Here is a 24,433-nt window from a genome sequence, read left to right as displayed (position 1 = left end):
CTCTATTACACGTATTGCGCGGCTGCGTAGGCCGATGCCCAGGCCCACTGAAAGTTGAAGCCGCCCAGATGGCCGCTCACATCCAGCACTTCGCCGACAAAATACAGCCCCGGCGATTTCAGCGACTCCATGGTCTTGGACGACACTTCCCGGGTATCGATACCGCCCAGCGTCACTTCGGCGGTGCGATAGCCTTCGGTGCCGGCCGGTATCACCTTCCAGCTCGCCAGTCTGTCGGCAATCCCGGCCAGTTCTGCATGGGTGTACTGCTTCATCGGTCTGGAGACGAACCAGTGCTCGGCAATCAGGTTGGCCATCTTCTTGGTGAAGATTTCCCCCAGCAGGGTTTTCAGTTCGCTGTTCGGGCGTTCGGCCTGTTGTTGCGCCAGCCAGCTTGCGGCGTCATGGTCGGGCAGCAGGTTGATTTCCACGGTGTCGCCGGGCTGCCAGAACGAGGATATCTGCAGGATCGCTGGGCCACTGAGGCCGCGGTGGGTAAACAGGATGTTCTCGCGGAAGCTCATGTCATTACAGCTGACCAGGCAATCCACCGACGTTCCGGACAATTCACTGCACAGCTCCTTGAGCTGGTCGGTGATGGTGAATGGCACCAGACCGGCCCTTGTGGGCAGCAGGGTATGTCCGAACTGTTTGCCGACCTGATAACCGAAACCGGTGGCACCCAGCGTCGGGATCGACAGGCCGCCGGTGGCGATGACCAGCGACTCGCAGTTCAGGGTGCCCAGCGTGGTTTCCAGGCGGTAGCCGGTGTCGGTCTTCTCGATCTGCTGCACGGAGGTGTCCATATGCAGGCTGGCACCGGCCTGTCGGCATTCCTCGAGCAGCATTTCGAGGATGTCGCTGGACTTGTTATCGCAGAACAGCTGGCCGAGCTTCTTCTCGTGATAAGGCACGCCATGTCTGGCGACCATCTCGATGAAGTCCCACTGGGTATAGCGGGCCAGGGCCGATTTGCAGAAATGCGGGTTCTGCGACAGAAAGTTGGCCGGCTCGGTGTACATGTTGGTGAAGTTACAGCGCCCGCCACCGGACATGAGGATCTTCTTGCCCGGTTTGTTGGCATGATCGATCAACATCACCTTGCGCCCGCGCCCGGCGGCGGTGAGCGCACACATCAAACCTGCGGCGCCAGCGCCAATGATGACAACGTCGGTAACGGGCACAGCATGGTCCTCTCGTTACAGCCTTGTAGGAGCGAATTTATTCGCGAAGCTTTTTGTCGGGGGGCTTAAAGAATGCGAACCCGCAGCGACTTGCCCTTGATCTTGCCGTTGTTCAAACGCTCCAGTGCCTGTTTGGCAATGCTGCGATCAACGGCCACATAGGCCTGAAAGTCGAAGATGGCGATCTTGCCGACCTGCGCGCCCGGAATGCCGGCTTCGCCGGTCAGTGCGCCGAGAATGTCGCCCGGACGCAGTTTGTCCTTGCGGCCCGAGCCGATGCACAGCGTCGTCATGGCAGGCAGCAGCTTGCCACCTTCCTTGGGTTTCAGGGCGTCGTACTGCTGCCAGTTCAGCGGAGCCTTTTGCAGCTCTTCGATGGCGCGGGCACGCTGGCTTTCCGAAGGGGCGACCAGGCTGACGGCAATACCTGTTTCACCTGCACGACCCGTACGGCCAACGCGGTGAATGTGGATTTCCGAGTCGCGGGCCAGTTCGACGTTGATGACCATGTCCAGCGCATCGATATCCAGGCCACGCGCGGCGACGTCGGTGGCAACCAGTACCGAGGTGCTGCGGTTGGCAAACATTGCCAGTACCTGATCGCGATCGCGTTGTTCCAGGTCGCCATGCAGGCCAACAGCCGACATGCCCTTGGCGGTCAGGTGATCGACGACTTCCTGAACCTGCTGTTTGGTGAAGCAGAAGGCCACACAGGATGTCGGACGGAAATGAGCGAGCACCTTGACCACGGCTTCCAGACGTTGCTCTGGAGCGATTTCATAGAAGATCTGCTCGATCTGGCTGTCGGCATGCAGTGTTTCGACCTTGACGGTCTGCGGGTCGCGCATGAACTTCGAGGCAAGCTGCTTGATGCCGACCGGGTAAGTGGCGGAGAACAGCAGGGTCTGGCGACGTTGCGGGGTCTGCTCGATGATGTCGGCGATGGCGTCGTAGAAGCCCATGTCCAGCATGCGGTCGGCTTCATCGAGAATCAGGGTGTTCAGCCCGTCCAGCACCAGCGAACCTTTGCGCAAATGCTGCTGGATACGGCCCGGTGTGCCGACGATGATGTGCGCGCCGTGCTCCAGCGAGCCGATCTGCGGGCCGAAAGGCACGCCGCCACACAGGGTCAGCACCTTGATGTTGTCTTCGGAGCGGGCCAGACGGCGGATTTCCTTGGCCACCTGATCGGCCAGCTCGCGGGTCGGGCACATCACCAGTGCCTGGCAGCCGAAGAAGCGCGGGTTGATCGGATTCAGCAGGCCGATCCCGAACGCTGCGGTCTTGCCGCTGCCGGTCTTGGCCTGGGCGATCAGGTCCATGCCCTTGAGAATCACCGGCAGGCTTTGCGCCTGAATCGGTGTCATTTCGGCGTAACCAAGCGACTCCAGGTTAGCCAGCATGGCAGCGGACAGGGGCAAAGTGTTGAAAGCGGTGTTAGTCACGACGGTGAACCTGTAAAACAAAAATGTCGCGCAGTGTATCAGGTCGTGAGGGTGGCATTGATGCCTTCGCGAATGAATTCGCTCCCACCGTAGGAGCGGATTCATTCGCGAACAACAATTTTCTTGCCCTCCCGCGCCGGCAATTGCAGAAATATCCCCGCCGCAAACATCGCCAGCATGCCGACACTCAGGAACGTCAGCTGGAAGGCGCCCAATACACTGCTGACTTCGCCAGTGGCCACGTCATCGGTAAAACCGCCGAGCAGGGCTGCTGCGCTGGCCACGCCAAGGCTCAACGACAATTGCGCCACGACCGACAGCAAACTGTTGCCGCTGGCCGCGCTGGCATCGTCCAGATCGATCAGGGTGACGGTGTTCATGGCCGTGAACTGCAAGGAGTTCACCGCACCCAGCAGGCCCAGGTGCACCAGCAGCACCCAATACGGTGTCTGGGTGTCGACCAGCGCCAGTGTCGCCAGCAGGATACCCAGCAACAGCGTGTTGCCGGTCAGGATGATGCGATAGCCCAGCCACTCGATCAGCCAGCGGGCGATGGTCTTGGCGAACATGCCCGCCGCAGCCAGAGGCAGCATGCTCATCCCGGCCTGGGACGGTGAATAGCCCAGCGCGACTTGCAGCAGCAACGGCACCAGAAACGGCAGCGCGCCACTGCCCAGCCGGGCAAACAGGTTACCCAGGATACCCACCGCAAAGGTTCGCGTGCGGAAGAGGGTCGGAGAGAAGAGAGGAAACTCCACATGCCCGGCCCGCAGCCAATAGGCCGCCAGACAGCCCATGCCCGCGAACAACAGCAACACCACGCGCATGTGGGGCAGGTGCAGTTCGCCCAGCCCTTCCAGTGCAATGGTGATCAGCACCATCGCGGCACCGAACAGGATGAAGCCTGTGCCGTCGAAGCGCGTGCGCCCGCCGCCGGGAATATCCGGGATGAAATGTTTGACGGCGTAACAGCCCAGCAAGCCCACCGGAATATTGATCAGGAAGATCCAGTGCCAGCTGAGGTATTCGACCATCCAGCCGCCCAGGGTCGGCCCCAGCAATGGCCCGAGCAGACCGGGCACGGTGATGAACCCCATGATCCGCACCAGCTCCGAACGTGGATAGGCACGCAAGACGATCAGCCGTCCGATCGGCAGCATCAACGCACCGCCAAACCCCTGGATCACCCGTGCCGCCACCAGCATGTTCAGCGAGTTGGACAGTGCGCACAGCAGTGAACCAAAGCTGAACAACAGGATCGCGCTGAAGAAGATGCGCTTGATGCCGAAACGGTCGGCGATCCAGCCGGAGGCCGGGATCAGCAGAGCGATGGTCAGCATGTAGGCAATGACCACCGACTGCATGCGCAGCGGGTCCTCTTCCAGCGAATGGGCCATGGACGGCAAGGCGGTATTGAGGATCGTGCCGTCCAGGCTTTGCATGAAGAAGGCGATGGCAATGACCCAGGGCATCCAGCGCAGGGTTTTTTCGTCCAGAAGTGGCATGTGAATTCCCTGTGGCAATTCGCGAATGAATTCGCTCCTGCAGCGAATTCATTCGCGAAAAACGACCTTACAACGTCAAGGTCAGCTTGCTGATCAGCGCTCCGGGCAACTGGTTGGACGCAGTCTGACGCTGGCTGTAAGTGCTGGCCGACAGAATCAGCTCACGCTCGCGGGTCAGGTTTTCCAGTGCATGGCCCAGCAGGCTGTAGGCGCTGTCATCGAAACGCATGGTGCTGACGGGGGCAACGATCTTGCCGTCCTCGACCCAGAAGGTCGCAAAGCGGGTCATGCCGGTCAGGCGTGCGGCCGACTGGTCGGAGAAGTTCAGGTACCAGAGGTTGCTGATGTACAGGCCGGTGCCGAGTTGTTGCAGAATCTGATCCTGCTCCAGCGTGCCGCCTGCCATGTTCAACGCGCTGGGCCATTCCCCGTTGTCCGCACCGTTGGCTTGCAGGCCATATTCGGCGGCGCTGCTGGAGTCGACCAGTTGTTCGCGAGCTTCACCGGCCGCGATCAGGGACAAGTCCTTGCGAGGGTAGCCTTCGCGGGAGAACGCAGGCGAGAGCGAGCCGCTGACCTGTTCGTCGAGGCTGAACAGCGGGCTGAACCGGGTATCGCCGCTGTACAGCCGCTGTAACGGGCTGTGTTTGCTGGCCAGTGCCTGAGCGGAGAACCCGCCCCAACACAGCATGCCAATGATTTCATCCAGGGCAGCCGGTGCCAGATAGGCGCGGTATTGCCCCGGTTCCAGCGTGCGTAGCGGGCGGCCAAGAAACTGCAACTGCTCGCGGGCCTGATTGAAGCGTCTGGCAAAGGCCTCGTCGTTCCAGTCATGCCCGGCATAACCGGCTTTTACGGCCTGACCGTTTTCGTGGAACAGGCTCCAGTCGAAATTGAAGCTATTGGCCTGATGCCAGCCCAGAGCACCCCATGAGCTGGCGAACCCACGGTAGACAGGGCCGGCAGCATAGAAACCCACCAGATCCAGCCCCTCGGAGAGCTCACTGATCCGTTTCACGACATGCCCGCTGTCCGGTAGCGGTCGTTCTTGCTGATTGTGGCTGTTCCAGGCTTCGGTATTGGGCAGCAGATAGGGGTCTTTGGCCAGCAAACTCACGGTTGCACGCAATTGCAGCAAGGCCTGGGTCAGGCGCTGGTCATCGACCTGGGCATCACCCGACAGGGTCAGATCCAGATCGGCATGGCGTCCGTCATCGATCAGCTTGAAGGTCACGCTGGCTTGCTGCACATGCCCGGCCTGACGCACCTGGCCATGGTTGAAACGAATGAAATCCGAGGCCTCTGCGTTGTAGGTCAGGGTGAAGTGTTCGTTCGGGCTGATCTGCTTCTTGAGGGCGGCGACCAATGCCTCGAATTGCTGTTGATGCGACATCAGGCATCACCTCCAAAGACATCGACGTTGGCGAAAACACAGGCTGGCGAGGCGTGACCGACACGCACCACCTGATTGGGTTCGCCTTTCCCGCAATTGGGTGTGCCCAGCACCTTGAACGTACTGGCATCGCCGACTGCGCTGAGGTTGCGCCAGAACTGCGCGGAAATCGCCCGATAGTTGGGGTTCTTGACCACGCCCTTGAGTTCGCCGTTCTCGATCAACTGGCCCCACTCGCAGCCGAACTGGAATTTATTGCGTGCATCGTCGATGGACCACGAACGGTTGGTCGACATCAGGATGCCGTGCTCGATGCCGCCGATCAGTTGCTCCAGAGACTGGTCGCCCGGTTCAATATTCAGGTTGGCCATGCGGTCGATGGGCGGGCGGTTCCAGTTGCAGGCGCGGCTGTTGGCGACGCCCGGCAAGCCGGAGCGGTATTGCGACAGGGCACCGCCCAATGGGCGTTGCAGCAGGCCGTCGCGAATCAGGAATTGCTTGCTCGCTGCCGTGCCATCGTCGTCATGACCGTAGCTGGCCAGTTGTTCGGGAATGTCCGGGTCGAAGGTCACGTTCAACAGCCTGGAGCCGTATTGCAGCGTGCCGAAATCCGAGGCCTTGACGAAGCTGGTGCCCGCGTAATTGCGCTCGTCACCCAGAATGCGGTCCAGTTCCAGCGGATGGCCGATGGATTCGTGGATCTGCAGGATCATCTGGTCCGGCATCAGTAACAGGTCACGCGGGCCGGTGGGCGTGTTGGGGGCGAGGATCAATTGCAGGGCCTGATCGGCCACGTGTGTGGCGGCACCGATCAGGCCGCAGTTGTGGATGATCTCCGCACCGCCTTGCTGACCGAAATTGTCCCGGCCCAGGCTGCGTGTCTGGCTGTCGCGCCCGTCGTAGGCGGTCACCGTCATGCCCGGAAAGACGAAACGTTGCGCCTGACGAATCTCTGCGCCTGCGCTGTTGAGGTAGATCTGCTCGACGTTTTCCAGCCCGAGACTGGCCTGCCAGTTCACCAGGCGTTCGTCCCTGGGGACGGCGTTCGACTCGGCCATCAGCAGGTCGATGCAGTCGCTCAGGTTCGGGAAGGCGCTGTTCAGGTTGGGCGACAGGTAATCGGCGCGTGCCGTGGACACGGCATGATCGGTCAGGTCCAGCAACGTATGCGGTGCCAGACGACGGGCCAGTGCTTCGGCCTGTTGCAGTGCGGCCTGCAAGCCGCGCTGTGAAATATCGTTGGTGGCGGCGTAGGTTTCGACACCGTTGAGGCGGACCGTCAGCATCGCCCCTTCATCGCTGCCCAGCGACGGTGGTTCAGCCACGTTCTTGCGCACACTAAGGTGCTGGCTGCTCCGGCGGACATAACGAACCGAAAAGAATTGCGCATCGCTCTGCAAGGCGGCGAACCGCTGCTTGAGCTGAGCGGAGAAATCGAACATGCAGAGGGACTCCTTGTGGGGCGGGCTTCGCGAATGAATTCGCCTGTCTGTAGCGAATTCATTCACGAACAAGACGGACTCGCCCGCGAATCATAGAGCCTGAATTACGCCTGTGCTACCTCGCGCACCGGCTTGCCGCGTGCCGGGCGGTCGCCTGCCACGAAATAATCGGCGGTGCTGCGTGGCAACGGCTGGCGGCCACGGATTCGATCGGCGATCTTCTCGGCGATCATGATGGTCGGGGCATTGAGGTTGCCGGTGGTGATGATCGGCATGATCGAGGCATCCACCACGCGCAGGCCTTGCAAGCCATGGACGCGACCCTGGCCATCGACCACGGCCATTTCATCGGTGCCCATCTTGCAGGAGCAGGACGGGTGGAACGCGGTTTCGGCGTGTTCGCGGACGAACTTGTCTAGGTCCTCATCGGACTGCACATCGATTCCGGGGCTGATTTCCCGGCCGCGATACGGGTCCAGTGCCGGTTGCTGCATGATCTCCCGGGTCAGGCGAATGCCGTCGCGGAACTCCTGCCAGTCCTGTTCGGTGGCCATGTAATTGAACAGGATGCTCGGGTGTTCGCGAGGGTCCCTGGACTTGAGCTGCACCCGGCCACGGCTCGGTGAGCGCATGGAGCCGACGTGCGCCTGGAAGCCATGTTCCTTCACACCATTGCTGCCGTTGTAGTTAATCGCAACCGGCAGGAAGTGGTACTGAATGTTCGGCCACTCGAACTCCTCCCGCGAACGGATGAAACCGCCGGCCTCGAACTGGTTGCTGGCGCCGATGCCTTTGCCCAGGAACATCCACTCTGCACCAATCGCCGGCTGGTTCCACCACAGCAGGGAAGGGTAGAGCGAAACGGGTTGAGTGCAGGCGTATTGCAGGTACATCTCCAGGTGGTCCTGAAGGTTCTGGCCGACACCGGGCAGGTCGTGGACCACCGGAATGTCGAGCTTCTGCAGCAATTCGGCAGGGCCGACGCCGGAGCGTTGCAGGATCTGCGGCGAGGCGATGGCTCCGCTGCACAGCAGGACTTCCTTGCGCGCACGGGCTTCAATGCGGGTGTCGCTGTCGCCGTGCAGGTAAGCCACGCCTACGGCACGCTTGTTGTCGAACAGAATGCGGTCAGTCAGGGCATGGGTGACGATGGTCAGGGTCGGGCGCTTCCTGGCTTCGTCCAGATAACCACGCGCGGTGCTGGCGCGACGGCCGTTGGGAGTCACGGTCCTGTCCATCGGCCCGAAACCTTCCTGTTGATAGCCGTTGAGGTCGTCGGTGCGGGGGTAACCGGCCTGGACACCGGCTTCGACCATGGCGTGGAACAACGGGTTGTTGCCCGCCTTGGGCGTGGTCACGCTGACCGGGCCGTCGCCGCCGTGATAATCGTTGGGGCCGATGTCGCGGGTTTCGGCCTTGCGGAAATAAGGCAGGCAGTCGAGGTAACTCCAGTCTTCCAGACCGGGCTCCTTGGCCCAGCCGTCATAATCCATGGCGTTGCCGCGGATGTAGCACATGCCGTTGATGAGCGATGAACCGCCCAGCCCCTTGCCGCGTCCGCATTCCATGCGGCGGTTGTTCATGTGGGGCTCGGGATCGGTTTCATAGGCCCAGTTGTAGCGACGGCCTTGCAGGGGAAACGCCAGTGCGGCGGGCATCTGGGTGCGGAAGTCCAGACGATAATCCGGGCCGCCGGCTTCCAGCAGCAGAACGGTGACGCCTGCGTCCTCAGTGAGACGGGCTGCCAGGGTATTACCGGCGGAACCGGCACCGATGATGATGTAGTCGAATTCGGATTGCGTGGTCATAGGGGCTCCTTCGTAGAGCTGCAAGCTTCAAGTTTCGAGCTGCAAGCAAAGGCAGTGAGGCGTTGCCTGTAAGGATGGAGCAGCAAGCTGCTTTGCTTTTGCTTCTACTTGAAGCCTGCAGCTTGCCGCTTGAAACGGATGTTTCTTTAAAATACGGATGCGTAATCGCCCAGTTCCACCTGCACGGATTTGATGCGGGTGTATTGCGCCAGCGAGCTGATGCCGTTTTCACGGCCGACACCGGATTGCTTGTAGCCGCCGACCGGCATTTCTGCCGCCGACTCTCCCCAGGCGTTGATCCAGCAGATACCGGCTTCAAGCTGGTGAATCACGCGGTGTGCGCGGTTCAGGTCGCGGGTCACGATGCCTGCGGCCAGTCCGAAGTCGGTGTCGTTGGCGCGGCGGATCACTTCTTCTTCGCTGTCGTAACCCAGGATGCTCATGACCGGGCCGAAGATTTCTTCGCGCACGATGGTCATCTCGTCCGTGCAATCGGTGAACACGGTCGGGGCCACGAACGCGCCCCTGGCCAGAGCACCTTCGGTCAGGCGTTCGCCACCGCACAGCAGGCGCGCACCTTCTTCCTTGCCCTTGGCGATGTAACCCAGCACGTTTTCCATGTGGTCGAAGCTGACCAGCGGCCCGAAGTTGGTGTTTTCATCTTCGGGGTTGCCGATGCGGATGCGTTTGACGCGCTCCAGGATTTTGGCTTCCAGTTGTGCTTTAAGCGCGTTGGGCACGAACACGCGGGTGCCGTTGGTGCAGACCTGACCGGAGCTGTAGAAGTTGGCCATCATCGCAATGTCGGCGGCGCGATCCAGGTCGGCGTCGTCGAAGATGATCAGCGGCGACTTGCCGCCCAGTTCCATGGTCACTTCCTTGAGCGAAGAGCTTGAAGCGCTGGCCATGACCTTCTTGCCGGTGTCGGTGCCGCCGGTGAAGGAAACCTTTTCGATACGCGGATGCTCGGTGATCCAGGTGCCGACTTCACGACCGCTGCCGGTCAGGACGTTGAAGACGCCGTCGGGTACGCCTGCTTCGGTGTAGATCTCTGCCAGTTTCAGAGTGGTCAGGGACGTGACTTCGCTGGGCTTGAAGATCATCGCGTTGCCTGCCGCCAGGGCGGGAGCGGACTTCCACAGGGCGATCTGGATCGGGTAGTTCCAGGCACCGATGCCGGCCACGACTCCCAGCGGCTCGCGGCGTGTATAGACGAACGAGGAGGTCCGCAGCGGGATCTGCTCGCCCTCGATGGCAGGCACCAGTCCCGCGTAGTATTCCAGCACATCGGCACCGGTCACGATGTCGACATAGCGGGTTTCGGAGTAGGCCTTGCCGGTGTCCAGTGTTTCCAGTGCCGCCAGTTCATCGTTGCGCTCGCGCAGGATATCCACGGCACGGCGCAGGATGCGCGAGCGCTGCATGGCGGTCATGGCGGCCCAGACTTTCTGGCCCTTCTCGGCACTGAGCACGGCGCGCTCGACGTCTTCCTTGCCTGCACGCTGTACTTGCGCGAGGACTTCGCCGTTCGCCGGGTTGATGGCGTCGAACGTGGCGGAGTGACTGGCGTCGACGTAACCGCCATCGATGTAGAGTTTCTGCAATTCAAAACGGGCCATAAAGTCCTCGCAAATTCAGGGGTTGGGCGATGACTGATCTCAGCTTGCCGGTGAGTTTGGGCAACATTCGTATCGAGTCGTTCGATGAGTTTTGCGTTAACGCGCTTCAGCTCACCGCTTTCGCCAGTTGGAAATCCATGTATTCGTAAGCGATCCGTTGCGCCTGTCCGGTGTCGAAGGCATCACCTGACAACGCCCCGCGCAGCCACAGACCATCGATGAGTGCCGCCAGCCCTCGGGCAGCGCTGCGTGCCTGTTCCAGCGGCAGTACGCGGCGGAACTGGCAGCACAGGTTCGAGTACAGGCGGTGGTCGTTGATCCGCTGCAATCTGTGCAGTGACGGGTGATGCATGCTGGTGGCCCAGAAGGCCAGCCAGGTTTTCATCGCGGGGCCATTGACCTGACTGACATCGAAGTTGCCTTCGATGATGACTTGCAGGTGGGCTCTCGGGCTGTTGTCTGTCAGGGCCAGACGGCGCTCGCCGATGTTCTGGATCAAGGCATTCATCAGGTGGCGCATGGTGGCGGCGATCAGGCCGTTCTTGTCCTGAAAGTAGTGGCTGATGATGCCGTTGGAAACGCCTGCCAGACGTGCGATCAAGGCAATACTGGCGTCGCCCATACCGACCTGATCGATCGCACTGAGCGTGGCCTGGATCAGTTGCTGGCGACGGATGGGTTGCATGCCAACCTTGGGCATTGGTCTGGTCTCCTCGACTTGCTGACCCTTTTTAGCCTATTTGTTTTTAATTGAACGATCAATCAATAAAAAATCACGGGTGCAGCGAAAGGCTCTGAAATGGCGTTTTCAGGCGGAATGTTTTTTAGGGGGAATGGGCTGAGTCTGCTGCCCGCAGCTTCCACAATGGGTTGTGGGAGGCCTTGCCCGAGTGTGGGCAAGGCGGTGTTCTGGAGGGGTTAACGGCTGCGCTGTTGCAACAACAGGTTGTTGAATCCGCCACCCGCCAGTTGTTTCTGAGCGGTGGTCAGTTGTTCCCGGTTGCTGAACGGACCGACCAGCACGCGGTACCAGGTTTCTTCCTTGACCGTGCCGGATTCGACGGACGCGGCCTGACCGAGCAGGATGATCTGGGCCCGTACCTTGTCGGCGTCTTCTTTCTTACGGAACGAGCCCGCCTGGAGGAAGAACTGGGTCACGGCCGCCGGTTTTGCAGTGGCCACGGGCGGAGCCGGAGGTGGTGTCAGGCCGCTGAGGGCTGCCTGGGCGCGTGCCGTATCGATCTTTGCCGCCTGCTCGGGGGTGACCGGCGCAATCGGTGTTACCGGTGGCGGTGTCTTTTCAGGCACCGCTTCGTTCGGCACGATCACTTCCGATTCCGGCAGCAGCGTGTAGAAGTCGTACTTGGGCTTGACCGGTGCCGTCGGGCTCGGCGGTGTCTTGTTCGCTTCAGCGATCTTTGCCGCCTTGGCCTCGGCCTTGGCGCGCTTGACGTCTTCGCCGCCTGGTTCGAGCTTCATCAGAAAAACAATGAATGCCCCTACGGTCAAACCGATAACCAGCCATAACCATCCTGGAATCGGCTTCTTCGCGGGTGCCTGATAACGGCTGGCGCCCCGCTTGGGAGCCGGTTTCTTCTTCGCAACTGCCAACTTACATACGCTCCAGAGTTTCCAGACCCAACAGATCCAGGCCTTGCTTGAGAGTGCGACCGGTCAGGGCCGCCAGACGCAGGCGGCTTTGTTGTTGATCGGGGTTTTCCGCACCAAGGATCGGGCAGTTTTCATAGAAGCTGGAAAACAGACCCGCAAGGTCATACAGGTAAGCACAAAGTACGTGAGGTGTGCCTTTTTCTGCGACGTTATTCAGGGTTTCGGTGAATTGGGCCAGACGCGCCGCCAGTTCCTGCTCCTGTGGAGCCTCGAGGACGATGCTGCCCTGAGTGGCGTCGAACGGCGTGCCCAGTTTGCGGAATACACCCGATACGCGGGTGTAGGCATACAGCAGATACGGAGCGGTATTGCCCTCGAAGCTGAGCATCTGGTCGAAGTTGAAGCTGTAGTCGCTGGTGCGGTGCTTGGACAGGTCGGCGTATTTCACCGCGCTGATACCCACGGCCTTGGCAATGCTGCGCAGTTCGCTTTCGGCAGCGTCCGGGTTCTTTTCCTTCACCAGGGTGTAGGCACGCTCTTCGGCTTCGTTGAGCAGGTCGATCAGCTTGACGGTGCCGCCATCGCGGGTCTTGAACGGACGGCCATCGGCGCCGTTCATGGTGCCGAAGCCCATGTGTTCAAGCTGCATGCCTTCATGGATGAAGCCTGCACGACGTGCGACTTCAAACACTTGCTGGAAGTGCAGGGCCTGACGCTGATCGACGAAATACAGCACGCGGTCGGCTTTCAGCGTCTTGCTGCGATAACGGATGGCGGCCAGATCGGTGGTGGCGTACAGGTAGCCGCCACCAGCCTTTTGCACGATGACCGGAAGCGGCGTGTCTTCGGCGGTGCGGAATTCTTCGAGGAATACACACTGCGCGCCGTTGCTTTCCACCAGCAGGCCGGCTGCTTTCAGGTCGCTGACGACATTGGCCAGATCGTCGTTGTAGGCGCTTTCACCCTTGACGTCGGCGGGCGTCAGCTTGACGTTCAGGCGTTCGTAGGTCTTCTGGCAGTGGGACAGCGAAATCTCGTTGAAGCGGTTCCACAGGGCCAGACAGTCGGCATCGCCTGCCTGCAACTTGACCACCAGACCACGGGCGCGCTCTGCAAACTCTTCAGACTCGTCGAAGCGTTGCTTGGCGGCACGGTAGAAGTTTTCCAGATCCGACAGTTCGTCGCTGGTGGCGGGCTTTTCCTGGAGATAGGCCAGCAACATGCCGAACTGGGTGCCCCAGTCGCCCACGTGGTTCTGACGAATCACGGTGTCGCCCAGGAATTCCAGGACGTTGGCCACGCCGTCGCCGATGATGGTCGAACGCAAGTGGCCTACGTGCATTTCCTTGGCCAGGTTCGGAGCCGACAGGTCAACGACCACGCGCTGTGTCGGGCCGGCCTTGCGCACCGACAGTTGCGGGTCGGCCAGTGCGGCATCCAGGCGAGAAGCCAGGGCCTGGGTGTTCTGGAAGAAGTTCAGGAAGCCGGGGCCTGCGATTTCGACCTTGCTGACCTGCTCGTCGGCAGGCAGGGCGGCGATCAGCTTTTCGGCCAGATCACGCGGTTTCATGCCCGCTGGCTTGGCGAGCATCATCGCAATGTTGCTGGCGAAGTCGCCGTGAGTCTTGTCACGGGCGTTTTCCACCTGAATCGCCGGCGTCAGCCCTTCTGGCAAGACGCCCTCGGTGACGAGTCGGGTCAGGGCTTGTTGGATCAGCTGGCGAATGGTGTCTTTCATGATGCTCTCTTCAACCGCAAGCGCGGTAGCGCCGGGATGCGCGGGTGGAAAAACTGGCTATTATCCGTTGCCGGGGCAAGCTTGCCAATTCATTCTGGTTCGGACGCCCCTTTCGCGAATGAATTCGCTCCTACACGAGCAAATGTATTCGCGAAAAACTCTCCCGTGTAGGAGCGGATTCATCCGCGAACAAAACCCGCAATCAATAAAGATCCACAGGGTCTACATCCAGCGACCAGCGCACCTGTCGCCCGCTGGGCATCTGCTCCAGAGCCAGCAGCCAGGTGCTCAGCAGCTTGTGCAACGGGGCGCGAGCGTTGGCCTGAACCAGCAATTGCGCACGGTAGCGCCCTGCGCGTCGCTCCATCGGAGCCGGAACCGGGCCAAGTAGTTCAACGCCGCTCAGATTCATGTGCGCCAGCCAGTGTTCGGCTTCCGTACAGGCGTGGTCCAGAAACTCTTCTGCCTGACCAGGCTTGTGTGCTTCGGCACGCAACAGGGCCAGGTGGGAGAAGGGCGGCAGTCCGGCAGCCCGGCGTTCGCTCAGGGCCTGTTCGGCAAAGGCGAAGTAGCCTTGTTCGGTCAATTGAATCAGCAGCGGGTGGTCGGCCAGGTGTGTCTGGATGATGACCTTGCCCGGCTCTTCGGCCCGGCCTGCGCGCCCGGCCACCTGCACAATCAGTTGCGCCATGCGCTCGCTGGCCCGGAAATCCCCGGAAAACAGCCCGCCATCGGCGTCCAGGATCGAAACCAGCGTCACGCGAGGGAAGTGATGTCCCTTGGCGAGCATCTGTGTGCCGACCAGAATGCACGGCTGCCCGCGCTGAATGGTGGCGAACAGGTTATTCATCGCGTCCTTGCGTGAGGTGCTGTCGCGATCCACCCGCAGAACCGGGTAGTCAGGAAACAGAATGGCCAGACGCTCCTCGGCCCGCTCGGTCCCGGCACCCACCGGCCGTAAATCCACCTTGCCGCACGACGGACACTGGCGTGGAACGCGCTCGACATGCCCGCAATGATGGCAGCGCAGTTCGTCGGAGCGCTGATGCACGGTCATGCGCGCATCGCAGCGGGGGCATCCCGACAGCCAGCCGCAATCATGGCACAGCAGTGTGGGCGCGAAGCCGCGTCGATTGAGGAAGACCAGTACCTGTTGGCCTGCCGCCAGGGTCTGGCCGATGGCTTGTTGCATCGGCCCGGAAATGCCGCTGTCCAGCGGCCTGCTCTTGACGTCCAGGCGCAGGAAACGGGGTTGGCTGGCACCGCCGGCCCGCTGATTCAGGCGCAGCAGGCCATAACGACCGGTGTAGGCGTTGTGCAGGCTTTCCAGAGAAGGTGTGGCCGAACCCAGCACAATCGGGATGTTTTCCTGTCGTGCTCGCACCAGTGCCAGATCACGGGCGTGATAGCGCAAGCCTTCCTGCTGTTTATAGGAGCCGTCGTGCTCTTCGTCGATGATGATCAGGCCCGGATGCTTCATGGGGGTGAACAGCGCCGAGCGGGTGCCGATGATGATGTCGGCCTCTCCATCTCGCGCAGCCAGCCAGGCATCCAGCCGTTCGCGGTCGTTGACGGCCGAATGCAGCAACGCGATGCGTGCATTGAAACGCTGCTCGAAGCGCGCCAGGGTCTGCGGCCCCAGGTTGATTTCCGGAATCAGTACCAGCGCCTGTTTGCCAGCCTCCAGTGTTTCGCGGATCAGCTGTAGATAGACTTCGGTCTTGCCGCTGCCGGTAACGCCTGCCAGCAGGAACGCATGGAAACTGCCGAACCCGGCCCGAATGGCCTCGCAGGCAGCGCGTTGCTCGCTGTTGAGCGGCAGTTCTGGCTGTGCCAGCCAGTGTTCGTGACGGGCGATGGGCGCATGGCTGCGGACTTCCACCTGCACCAGCTCCTTGGCCAGCAGCAGATTGAGGCTGTCCTTGTTCAGCATGAGCTTGCTGAGCAACTGATGGGCCACGCCATGGGGATGCTGGGCCAGGGTGCTCAGGGCTTCCCGCTGCTTGGGCGCGCGGGCGATACGCGGATCGTTGAGACTGGCGCCGGGCGCGACGTGCCAGAAGCGTTCCTGGCGAGCCTCGGCCGGTTCTCCCTGACGCAGCAGGACAGGCAGCGCCCAGCTGAGGGTGTCGCCCAGGCTGTGCTGGTAATACTGGGCCGTCCACAGGCACAGCTTGAACAACGATGCTGGCAGGGGGGGCTGGCTGTCGAGCAGGGCGATGGCTGGCTTGAGCTTGTCGTCGGGGACTTCGCTGTGATCGACGATTTCCACCAGGATGCCGATCATTTCCCGTCGTCCGAACGGCACCCGCAAACGCATGCCGGGCTGCAAGGCGCTGCGCGAGACGCCGGCAGGCGCACGATAATCGAACAGGCGGCGAAGCGGCGAGGGCAGGGCCAGGCGCAGGATGGCGTTGGGCAAGCGAGGCGTCCTGTGGTGGAGTGGGATGGATGCGCGATCTTAGCAGACGACCGGTTCAAAGGTTCGCTTGCGTCAGATGGATTGTCTGGTAATATCCGCGGCCTGATTGCGTGCGGTATTCAACAATAGTGTTGGATGGCGGCTCGCTAGACCGAGGAAGTATCCATGAAAGCTGATATCCATCCAGTTTACGAAGCCATTGACGCCACTTGCAGCTGCGGCAATGTCATCAAAACCCGTTCCACTCTGGCCCAGCCTCTGAGCCTGGACGTGTGCAACGAGTGCCACCCGTTCTACACCGGCAAGCAAAAGACTCTGGACGTGGGTGGTCGTGTAGACCGCTTCAAGTCGCGTTTCGGTGCGTTCGGCGCAACCAAAGCCAAGTAATATTGGCCGTTCTGGGCTGGCTTGTGAGCTATTCCAGGCTGCTTGAAAAGGCACCCCTCGTGGGTGCCTTTTTTATGGCCGCAATCTGGCTGCCCGGTGCGCAGGCTTTCTGCCCGGCCCCTGACGGGTTGCCGGTCGCTCAGGTACAGCGCGTGGTCGATGGCGACACCTTGCGTCTGACCGATGGGCGCAGTGTCCGCATGATCGGCCTCAATACACCTGAAACCGGCAAGCAAGGCCGCTCCGCCGAGCCCTTTGCCGTGGCAGCGCAGCGTCGTCTTCAGGCGCTGGTGGACGAAAGTGGCGGTCAGGTCCGTCTGCTCGTCGGTCAGCAGGGCCAGGATCATTACGGCCGTACACTGGCCAACGTCTATGTCCGCAACGGCAACAATCTTGAAGCGCAGATGCTGGCCGAAGGGTTGGGCTATCTGGTGGCTGTGGCTCCCAACGTGGCGCTGGTCGACTGCCAGAAGGATGCAGAACTCAAGGCGCGTCGGGCAGGGCTGGGTGTGTGGCGCGATTCGCCGGTTCAGCCTGCCGCACAGATCGACAAGGGCGGCTTTGCCCTGGTGTCCGGTCAGGTTCGTGACGTGCAGCGCAATCGTGGCGGCGTCTGGATCGAGCTGCAGGATTCGCTGGTGTTGCGCATTACGCCCGAGCTGCTTTCTCAATTCGACGCCAGCAGGCTGGACCGTCTGAAGGGGCAGCAGATCGAGGCGCGTGGCTGGGTAGTGGACCGTTCCCGGCGCGGTGGTCTACAGTCAGGACAGGCGCGCTGGATGATGCCGATTACCCATCCCGCCATGCTGAGCCTGTCGAGCCACTGACGTCCTGTCTTCACGCCCTGGCCCTGGCATTTTGCTGATGAATGGCTCGGGCTTTTGTATTTTGTGGCTCTAAGCGTAAAGTCTATACCCCCGCCCCTTGACAGCAGTGACTGGTCAGTCTTGTTAGGACTATGCATCTTGCGTATCCTCGGCGGTCCGTCTGTCCCACAGTAAAAAGCGGAATCCCTAAATGTCAGATTTGAAAACTGCCGCGCTCGAATACCATGCCAATCCACGTCCTGGTAAATTGAGCGTCGAACTCACCAAGCCGACCGCAACTGCTCGTGACCTGTCTCTGGCGTACAGCCCGGGTGTTGCTGAACCTGTGCGTGAAATTGCCCGTGATCCCGAGCTTGCCTACAAGTACACCGGCAAAGGCAACCTGGTAGCAGTTATTTCCGATGGCACCGCGATCCTCGGCCTCGGCGATCTGGGTCCATTGGCTTCCAAGCCTGTCATGGAAGGTAAAGGGGTTCTGTTCAAGCGTTTCGCCGGTATCGACGTTTTCGATATCGAAGTCGACTCCGAAAGCCCGCAGGCCTTCATCGACACCGTTAAACGCATCTCCATCACCTTCGGCGGCATCAACCTGGAAGACATCAAGGCACCTGAGTGCTTTGAGATCGAAAAGGCGCTGATCGAACAGTGCGACATCCCTGTTTTCCACGATGACCAGCACGGCACCGCTATCGTGACAGCCGCTGGCATGATCAACGCCCTGGAAATCGTCGGCAAGACGCTGGACACCGCCAAGATCGTCTGCCTGGGCGCTGGCGCTGCGGCCATCTCCTGCATGAAGTTGCTGGTGAGCATGGGCGCGAAGATCGAAAACATCTTCATGGTTGACCGCACTGGCGTGGTTCACTCCGGCCGTACCGATCTGAACCAGTACAAGGCTGTGTTCGCCCACGCGACTGAAAAACGCACCCTGAGCGAAGCGCTGGACGGTGCTGACGTTTTCGTCGGTCTGTCCGGTCCTAACCTGCTGAGCGCTGAAAACCTGAAGTTGATGGCCAAGGATCCGATCGTGTTCGCGTGCTCGAACCCTGATCCGGAAATCTCCCCGGAGCTGGCTCACTCCACTCGCGACGACGTGATCATGGCGACCGGCCGTTCGGACTACCCGAACCAGGTCAACAACGTGCTGGGCTTCCCGTTCATCTTCCGTGGTGCTCTGGACGTTCGTGCCAAGCGCATCAACGAAGAAATGAAAATCGCAGCTGCCAACGCTCTGCGTGAACTGGCCAAGCTGCCTGTTCCTCAGGAAGTCAGCGACGCCTACGGCGGCATCAAGCTGGAATTCGGTCGTGAGTACATCATTCCGAAGCCAATGGACGCTCGCCTGCTGGGTCTGATCTCTGACGCAGTGGCCAAGGCTGCCATCGAAAGCGGTGTTGCTACCCTGCCGTATCCGAAGCACTACCCGCTGACCAGCGTGGATGATGTGTTCAAGGGTTAAGTTGTAGCCCACAAAAAACCGGCCTGTTGGCCGGTTTTTTTATGGCCGTAGGAGCGGATTCATCCGCGAAGAGGCTGTTACATTCCGGCATGTTCATCGCCAGAAAGAATGCCTTAGCGGATGAGTCCGCTCCTACGGTCAGAACAGATCGATCGGTGCCGACTCGTCTGCTGGCAACGGGCTGCCTGGTACGCTGCCGCCCAGTTCGTTCACGCTGGGTGGTGTGTCTTCGCTCTTGAACAGCTCGAAGAAGGCATTGGGCGTGCTCGGTGTTGCGGCGCGGCCACTGACCGGGTCGACCCGCAGGCTGAGGATGCCGTCCGGTTCAGCCTGTTCGTGAGGTGGCTTGTCCTTGAGCGCAGCGCTCATGTACTCCATCCAGATTGGCAGAGCGACAGTGCCGCCGAATTCATGGCGTCCCAGGCTTTCCGGCTGGTCGAAGCCGGTCCAGACGGTGGTCACGTAATCCGCGTTATAGCCGGAGAACCATGCATCCTTGGATTCGTTGGTCGTACCGGTCTTGCCCGCGATATCCGGCCGGTTCATGGACAGGGCGCGACGCCCGGTCCCGCGCTTGATCACGTCCTGCAGCATGCTGTTGAGGATGTAGGTCGTGCGCCCGTCGACAATGCGTTCTGCCACGACCGGTGCCTGAGGCTCGGCGGGTGACGTCGAGGATGCAGGCGTGATGGCGGGTGTGTCGTGCACTGCGAATGTCGAGGTGTCGGGGGCGGTCCGGGCGTCGACGGCCGGAACACTCGCCGGGTTGGCGACGAACAGGGTCTGGCCGTCACGGTTCTCGATCTTCTGGATCAGGTATGGGCTGACCTTGTAACCGCCGTTGGCGAACGTGCTCCAGCCGGTGGCGATTTCCATCGGCGTCAGCGTTGCCGTGCCCAGCGCCAGCGACAGGTTGCGTGGCAGGTCCTGTTTCGCGAACCCGAAGCGGGTGATGTAATCGATTGAAGTATCGATACCCAGGGCCTGCAGCAGGCGGATCGAAACCAGGTTGCGCGATTTGTAGAGTGCTTCACGCAGCCTGATCGGGCCCAGGAAGGTGCCGGTGTCGTTCTTGGGACGCCAGACCTTGTCCAGGTACTCGTCGACGAAGACGATCGGGGCGTCGTTGACCAGGCTGGAGGCGGTGTAGCCGTTATCCAGGGCGGCGCTATACAGGAAAGGCTTGAAGCTTGAACCCGGTTGACGCTTGGCCTGCATCGCCCGGTTGTAGTTGCTCTGCTCGAATGCAAAGCCGCCGACCAGAGCGCGAATGGCACCGTTTTGCGGATCAAGTGAAACCAGCGCGCTCTGGGCGGCAGGCACCTGGCTGAACTTCAGCGAGCCGTCTTTTTCGCGCAGAAGGCGAACAAGGTCGCCGACATGAGCTACGTCAGCAGGTTGACGCGGGTTTGCGCCCAGACTGTTGGTATTCAGGTAAGGACGTGCCCACTTCATGCTGCTCCAGTCGACGACTTCTTCCTTTTCGCCATTGCGGGTCAGGACACGAATGCCGTTCTTGTCGATCTGGGTGACGATGGCGGGTTCCAGGCCGTTGATCGTGCGTTGCCTGGTCAGCTCCTGTACCCAGCCGGCACGGGTCATGCCCGGGAAGCGGCTTTCGGGACCGCGATAGCCGTGGCGTTGATCGTATTCGATCAGCCCTTGCTGAACGGCTGTATTGGCGTATTCCTGAAGATCGCTCGGCACGGTGGTCGTGACGCGGAAGCCTTCGGTATAGGCTTCGCTGCCGTAGCGACCGACCATTTCGGCGCGAGCCATCTCGGCGATGTAGGGGGCGTTAACTTCCGGTGTCGGAACGTGATAGCTGGCGTTGATGGGCTCGTTCAGGGCGGCCTGATAGGCGCTCTGGTCGATCTTGCCCAGCCGGTACATGCGGCCCAGGATCCAGTCGCGGCGCTCCTTGGCGCGTGCGGGGTTGGCCAGAGGGTTGAAGCGTGACGGAGCCTTGGGCAGACCGGCAATCATGGCCATTTGCGCAAGGCTTACATCGCGAATCGATTTGCCATAGTAGACTTGCGCCGCTGCCTCGATGCCATAGGCGCGGTTGCCCAGGTAGATCTTGTTGACATACAGCTCAAGAATCTCGTCCTTGGTCAGTTGGCGCTCGATTTGCAAGGCAAGGAGAATTTCGGTGGTTTTGCGTGAAAAGCTTCTTTCGCTGGTCAGGAAAAAGTTTTTCGCAACCTGCATCGTGATGGTGCTGCCGCCTGACTGGATATGGCCGCTTTTCACCAGTTGTGTGGCGGCGCGCATCAGGCTGCTGGGGTCGACGCCGTAGTGATTGGCGAAGTTGTCGTCTTCGGCGGACAGCAGGGCGTTGATGAAGTTGGGGGGGATCTCGGCAAAGCGGATGGGAGCCCGGCGCATTTCGCCAAATTCTGCTATCAGTTTGCCGTCGCTGCTGTAAACGCGAAGCGGAATCTGCAGCTGGATGCTTCTCAGCGCTTCAACAGAGGGAAGGTTCGGGCTCAGATAGAGAAAGGCGCCGCTCAGACCGAGCAGCAGTCCGCAGAATACTGCTACGAGAGACCACCAGAAGAACTTCAGCAGGCGTATCAAGGCTTTTGGATTTCCACAAAAAAGAATGGGTTAAGCACAGGCATTTACAAATGAACACGCCTTGAAGCTTTGTTAAACGTAAAAAACGCTGGGCATTATAAGCATTTTTCGTCTCCGGGCGTGATTTGCGCTACTGTCAAGACTGTTGACAGTGATGTTGACCAAAAAATACTCCGTAAGTGTCGGAAAACTCATAGGAATCAGGTTGTGTTCGAACTCTTCGGTAAGAAGGCCAGCACCCTTCTAGGGATCGATATTAGCTCTACCTCGGTAAAACTCCTTGAGTTGAGTCGTACGGGCACTCGCTACAAAGTCGAGTCGTATGCGGTCGAGCCGCTGCCGGCCAATGCCGTCGTGGAAAAGAATATTGCCGAACTCGAAGGGGTCGGCAATGCTTTGACGCGCGTACTGACCAAGGCCAAGACAAGTGCCAAAATCGTGGCGGTTGCAGTGGCCGGGTCGGCTGTCATTACCAAGACGATCGAGATGGACGCGGGCCTGTCCGACGATGACATGGAAAACCAGCTCAAGCTTGAAGCTGACCAGTACATCCCTTATCCCCTCGAAGAAGTCGCCATCGATTTTGAAGTGCAGGGCTATTCGGCGCGTAATCCCGAGCGCGTCGAAGTCTTGCTGGCGGCTTGCCGCAAGGAAAACGTGGAAGTGCGTGAGGCCGCATTGGCGCTGGCCGGGCTGACGGCCCGTGTCGTCGATGTCGAAGCGTATGCGCTGGAGCGCTCGTTCGGTCTGCTCTCTGCTCAGTTGGGCAATGGGCACGATCAGTTAACGGTGGCGGTGGTCGACATCGGTGCGACCATGACGACCCTGAGCGTGCTTCACCACGGTCGTATCATCTACACTCGCGAGCAATTGTTCGGCGGTCGGCAACTGACTGAAGAGATTCAGCGTCGCTATGGGTTATCCATGGAAGAGGCGGGGCTCGCAAAGAAGCAGGGCGGGCTGTCCGACGACTATGTCAGCGAAGTATTGAATCCCTTCAAGGATGCACTGGTTCAGCAGGTGTCGCGCTCGCTGCAGTTCTTCTTTGCTGCCGGGCAGTACAACTCGGTGGACTACATCATGCTGGCCGGTGGTACGGCCTCTATCCCGGGACTTGAGCATTTGATCCAGAAACGTCTGGGGACGCCCACCATGGTTGCCAACCCTTTTGCCGACATGGCCCTGAGTTCCAAGGTCAATGCCGGTGCTCTGGCCAGCGATGCTCCTGCCCTGATGATCGCGTGCGGTCTGGCATTGAGGAGCTTTGACTGATGGCGCGGATTAACCTTTTACCGTGGCGTGAAGAGCTTCGCGAAGAGCGCAAGAAGCGTTTTCTGACGGCTCTGGCCGGCGTGCTGGTCTTTTCCGTGGGCACGCTCTTCATGGTCGATCGCTACATCAGCAATGCGATCACCTACCAGGAATCCCGCAACGCGTTCCTGCAGAAGGAAATCGCTCAGCTCGATATCCGGATCAAGGAAATCAGCGATCTTCGGGCGCGTCGCAAGCAATTGCTGGAGCGGATGAAGATTATCCAGGACTTGCAGGGCAACCGCCCGATCATTGGCCGCATATTCGACCAGATGGCGCGCACCTTGCCGGATGGCGTCTATTTCACTGATGTCAAAATGACAGATAAATTGATTTCGATCAGCGGCGCTGCCGAATCGAACAACCGGGTATCGGACCTGATGCGTAATCTGGACGCCTCGGACTGGCTGGAGTCTCCCAGCCTGGCCGAGGTCAAGGCAACTACGGCGGGTGCCGTGGATCAGGCGAACGTCTTTCAGTTGACTGTACGCCAGACCCAGCCTGCTGCCGTTGTCGAAGGAGCCAAGCCATGAATTTCTCCGAATGGCTGGAAGGGTTGCGCAAGGTCGATATCAACGACCTGGACATCAATAACCTGGGATCCTGGCCGGCGGCGGTCAAGGCGATCTCCGGCGCATTGGTGATGATACTGGTGCTTGCGCTGGGCTATTTCTTTTTCATTCAGGAACTGGAAACCCGGCTCGAGGGGGCCGAGGCCAATGAGCTGATGCTGCGCGAGCAGTTTTCAACGAAGGCGTTTCAGGCGGCGAACCTGGAGCCCTACAAGAAGCAGATGGAAGAGATGGAAAACACCTTTGGTGCCCTGCTGCGGCAACTGCCCAGCGACACCGAAGTGCCAGGCCTGCTTGAAGACATCACGCGGACAGGACTGGGAAGCGGTCTTGAGTTCGAGGAAATCAAGCTGTTGCCCGAGGTGGTCCAGCAGTTCTACATCGAGTTGCCGATACAGATCACGGTGGTGGGCGGGTATCACGACCTGGCCACGTTCGTCAGTGGCGTCGCCAGCCTGCCGCGTATCGTGACGCTGCATGACTTCGAGATCAAACCGGCCGATCCGAAAGTCCAGACGAAACTGCGGATGAACATTCTTGCCAAGACCTACCGCTACAACGATGAAGGGCTGAAGAAATGAGGGCGGCGCGACTGTTGTGCGTCAGTATGGTTGTGCTTGGGCTTGCCGGTTGCGATAACGATCAGGAGTTTTCGGACCTGAACGCGTTCATGAGTGACGTTCGGGCGCGCCCCTCTGGCAGCATCGAGCCATTGCCCAAGTTTCGGCCTTATGAAACCTTTACCTACAACGCGGCCAACCTGCGCAGCCCGTTTCAGCCCCCGGTCAAGATCGATCCGCTCAACCGCCAGAAAGGTTCGCGGCTGGTCAAGCCCGATGAAACACGGGTCAAACAGTTTCTTGAAGGGTTCAATATCGAATCGTTCGAGATGGTCGGAACGATTGGCAACGAATCGGGTACATTCGCCCTGTTGCGCGGTGCCGGAGGGGTTCATCGCGTAAAAGTGGGTGACTATCTGGGCCGTAATCATGGTCGGATTGTGTCGGTCAGCGATGCGCAGGTCGATGTCATTGAAATAGTTCCTGATGGAGAGGGGGCCTGGCTTGAAAGGCCGCGCAGTATTTCCCTCAAAGAACGCTCATGAAGTGGGCAAGGCCAAGCATGCATAA

At 60.2% G+C, this 24,433-nt stretch carries 19 protein-coding genes; 7 read left to right on the top strand and 12 right to left on the bottom strand.

The genetic code is table 11. From position 1 onward, the window contains the following. Nucleotides 1-5 precede the first annotated feature (5 nt). The 11 genes from ACIPY9_RS03730 to ACIPY9_RS03680 form a co-directional block, all read right to left on the bottom strand. Nucleotides 6-1,184, bottom strand: a complete 1,179-nt coding sequence (locus ACIPY9_RS03730) for an NAD(P)/FAD-dependent oxidoreductase (RefSeq protein WP_400697109.1) — start codon at nucleotides 1,182-1,184, stop codon at nucleotides 6-8. A gap of 65 nt (nucleotides 1,185-1,249) precedes the next feature. Then, nucleotides 1,250-2,587, bottom strand: a complete 1,338-nt coding sequence (gene dbpA / locus ACIPY9_RS03725; RefSeq protein ID WP_400697413.1) for an ATP-dependent RNA helicase DbpA — start codon at nucleotides 2,585-2,587, stop codon at nucleotides 1,250-1,252. Nucleotides 2,588-2,730: 143 nt separating this feature from the next. Next, nucleotides 2,731-4,134, bottom strand: a complete 1,404-nt coding sequence (gene mdtD / locus ACIPY9_RS03720; RefSeq protein WP_400697107.1) for a multidrug transporter subunit MdtD — start codon at nucleotides 4,132-4,134, stop codon at nucleotides 2,731-2,733. A gap of 67 nt (nucleotides 4,135-4,201) precedes the next feature. After that, complete coding sequence (locus ACIPY9_RS03715; RefSeq protein ID WP_400697106.1) at nucleotides 4,202-5,527, bottom strand: TldD/PmbA family protein; 1,326 nt, start codon at nucleotides 5,525-5,527, stop codon at nucleotides 4,202-4,204. Continuing rightward, complete coding sequence (locus ACIPY9_RS03710) at nucleotides 5,527-6,969, bottom strand: TldD/PmbA family protein (RefSeq protein ID WP_400697105.1); 1,443 nt, start codon at nucleotides 6,967-6,969, stop codon at nucleotides 5,527-5,529. The genes ACIPY9_RS03715 and ACIPY9_RS03710 overlap by 1 nt, the downstream gene beginning before the upstream one ends. Before the next feature lie 104 nt (nucleotides 6,970-7,073). After that, nucleotides 7,074-8,777 (bottom strand): choline dehydrogenase, encoded by a 1,704-nt coding sequence (gene betA, locus ACIPY9_RS03705; RefSeq protein ID WP_400697103.1) that lies wholly within the window; start codon nucleotides 8,775-8,777, stop codon nucleotides 7,074-7,076. A 146-nt stretch (nucleotides 8,778-8,923) separates the two neighbouring features. After that, nucleotides 8,924-10,396, bottom strand: coding sequence for a betaine-aldehyde dehydrogenase (gene betB / locus ACIPY9_RS03700; protein WP_400697102.1), 1,473 nt, complete (start codon nucleotides 10,394-10,396; stop codon nucleotides 8,924-8,926). A gap of 106 nt (nucleotides 10,397-10,502) precedes the next feature. Next, nucleotides 10,503-11,096 carry a transcriptional regulator BetI gene (gene betI / locus ACIPY9_RS03695; protein WP_400697100.1) on the bottom strand — a complete coding sequence of 198 codons (594 nt, stop codon included), beginning with the start codon at nucleotides 11,094-11,096 and terminating at the stop codon, nucleotides 10,503-10,505. A 218-nt stretch (nucleotides 11,097-11,314) separates the two neighbouring features. Further along, nucleotides 11,315-12,007: an SPOR domain-containing protein gene (locus ACIPY9_RS03690; RefSeq protein WP_400697099.1), complete on the bottom strand. Its 693-nt coding sequence runs from the start codon at nucleotides 12,005-12,007 to the stop codon at nucleotides 11,315-11,317. Nucleotide 12,008: 1 nt separating this feature from the next. Then, nucleotides 12,009-13,745, bottom strand: a complete 1,737-nt coding sequence (argS, locus tag ACIPY9_RS03685; protein WP_400697098.1) for an arginine--tRNA ligase — start codon at nucleotides 13,743-13,745, stop codon at nucleotides 12,009-12,011. Between the two features lie 202 nt (nucleotides 13,746-13,947). Continuing rightward, a complete protein-coding gene (locus ACIPY9_RS03680; RefSeq protein ID WP_400697096.1) occupies nucleotides 13,948-16,167 on the bottom strand; it encodes a primosomal protein N' in 2,220 nt (739 codons plus the stop codon). A gap of 165 nt (nucleotides 16,168-16,332) precedes the next feature. On the opposite strand from ACIPY9_RS03680, the gene rpmE reads away from it, so the two are divergent. The 3 genes from rpmE to ACIPY9_RS03665 all read left to right on the top strand — a co-directional run bounded on the left by rpmE (nucleotide 16,333) and on the right by ACIPY9_RS03665 (nucleotide 18,840). Beyond that, complete coding sequence (gene rpmE, locus ACIPY9_RS03675; protein WP_400697095.1) at nucleotides 16,333-16,554, top strand: 50S ribosomal protein L31; 222 nt, start codon at nucleotides 16,333-16,335, stop codon at nucleotides 16,552-16,554. Nucleotides 16,555-16,577: 23 nt separating this feature from the next. Further along, entirely contained in the window at nucleotides 16,578-17,381 is an 804-nt protein-coding gene (locus tag ACIPY9_RS03670) for a thermonuclease family protein (RefSeq protein WP_400697094.1), read from the top strand. A 190-nt stretch (nucleotides 17,382-17,571) separates the two neighbouring features. After that, nucleotides 17,572-18,840: a malic enzyme-like NAD(P)-binding protein gene (locus ACIPY9_RS03665; RefSeq protein WP_400697092.1), complete on the top strand. Its 1,269-nt coding sequence runs from the start codon at nucleotides 17,572-17,574 to the stop codon at nucleotides 18,838-18,840. Nucleotides 18,841-18,978: 138 nt separating this feature from the next. Here ACIPY9_RS03665 and ACIPY9_RS03660 read toward each other — a convergent pair whose 3' ends face one another. After that, nucleotides 18,979-21,417, bottom strand: a complete 2,439-nt coding sequence (locus tag ACIPY9_RS03660; RefSeq protein WP_400697411.1) for a penicillin-binding protein 1A — start codon at nucleotides 21,415-21,417, stop codon at nucleotides 18,979-18,981. 210 nt (nucleotides 21,418-21,627) lie between these two features. Here ACIPY9_RS03660 and ACIPY9_RS03655 point away from each other — a divergent pair, with 210 nt between their 5' ends. From ACIPY9_RS03655 to ACIPY9_RS03640, 4 genes are read left to right on the top strand one after another with little or no spacing between them, the layout of a single operon-like run. Continuing rightward, nucleotides 21,628-22,692 (top strand): pilus assembly protein PilM, encoded by a 1,065-nt coding sequence (locus ACIPY9_RS03655; protein ID WP_400697091.1) that lies wholly within the window; start codon nucleotides 21,628-21,630, stop codon nucleotides 22,690-22,692. Then, nucleotides 22,692-23,264 carry a PilN domain-containing protein gene (locus ACIPY9_RS03650; RefSeq protein ID WP_400697089.1) on the top strand — a complete coding sequence of 191 codons (573 nt, stop codon included), beginning with the start codon at nucleotides 22,692-22,694 and terminating at the stop codon, nucleotides 23,262-23,264. Before ACIPY9_RS03655 ends, ACIPY9_RS03650 begins: the two co-directional genes overlap by 1 nt. Beyond that, nucleotides 23,261-23,884, top strand: a complete 624-nt coding sequence (gene pilO / locus ACIPY9_RS03645) for a type 4a pilus biogenesis protein PilO (protein ID WP_400697088.1) — start codon at nucleotides 23,261-23,263, stop codon at nucleotides 23,882-23,884. Before ACIPY9_RS03650 ends, pilO begins: the two co-directional genes overlap by 4 nt. Continuing rightward, complete coding sequence (locus ACIPY9_RS03640; protein WP_400697086.1) at nucleotides 23,881-24,408, top strand: pilus assembly protein PilP; 528 nt, start codon at nucleotides 23,881-23,883, stop codon at nucleotides 24,406-24,408. The genes pilO and ACIPY9_RS03640 overlap by 4 nt, the downstream gene beginning before the upstream one ends. The last annotated feature ends 25 nt before the right edge of the window (nucleotides 24,409-24,433 follow it).

Origin of the sequence: Pseudomonas sp. NPDC089734, from assembly GCF_044748865.1 — a bacterium.
Lineage (GTDB): Bacteria > Pseudomonadota > Gammaproteobacteria > Pseudomonadales > Pseudomonadaceae > Aquipseudomonas.
This window is presented reverse-complemented; position numbering and strand designations above follow the sequence as displayed.

Bases quoted from the DNA above. Each gene is read 5' to 3' on its own strand.
- dbpA (WP_400697413.1), bottom strand. From the start codon at position 2,587: ATGCTGGCTAACCTGGAGTCGCTTGGTTACGCCGAAATGACACCGATT.
- betA (WP_400697103.1), bottom strand. From the start codon at position 8,777: ATGACCACGCAATCCGAATTCGACTACATCATCATCGGTGCCGGTTCC.
- ACIPY9_RS03640 (WP_400697086.1), top strand. From the start codon at position 23,881: ATGAGGGCGGCGCGACTGTTGTGCGTCAGTATGGTTGTGCTTGGGCTT.
- ACIPY9_RS03715 (WP_400697106.1), bottom strand. From the start codon at position 5,527: ATGTCGCATCAACAGCAATTCGAGGCATTGGTCGCCGCCCTCAAGAAG.
- argS (WP_400697098.1), bottom strand. From the start codon at position 13,745: ATGAAAGACACCATTCGCCAGCTGATCCAACAAGCCCTGACCCGACTC.
- rpmE (WP_400697095.1), top strand. From the start codon at position 16,333: ATGAAAGCTGATATCCATCCAGTTTACGAAGCCATTGACGCCACTTGC.
- betI (WP_400697100.1), bottom strand. From the start codon at position 11,096: ATGCCCAAGGTTGGCATGCAACCCATCCGTCGCCAGCAACTGATCCAG.
- ACIPY9_RS03665 (WP_400697092.1), top strand. From the start codon at position 17,572: ATGTCAGATTTGAAAACTGCCGCGCTCGAATACCATGCCAATCCACGT.
- ACIPY9_RS03710 (WP_400697105.1), bottom strand. From the start codon at position 6,969: ATGTTCGATTTCTCCGCTCAGCTCAAGCAGCGGTTCGCCGCCTTGCAG.
- ACIPY9_RS03650 (WP_400697089.1), top strand. From the start codon at position 22,692: ATGGCGCGGATTAACCTTTTACCGTGGCGTGAAGAGCTTCGCGAAGAG.
- mdtD (WP_400697107.1), bottom strand. From the start codon at position 4,134: ATGCCACTTCTGGACGAAAAAACCCTGCGCTGGATGCCCTGGGTCATT.
- pilO (WP_400697088.1), top strand. From the start codon at position 23,261: ATGAATTTCTCCGAATGGCTGGAAGGGTTGCGCAAGGTCGATATCAAC.
- betB (WP_400697102.1), bottom strand. From the start codon at position 10,396: ATGGCCCGTTTTGAATTGCAGAAACTCTACATCGATGGCGGTTACGTC.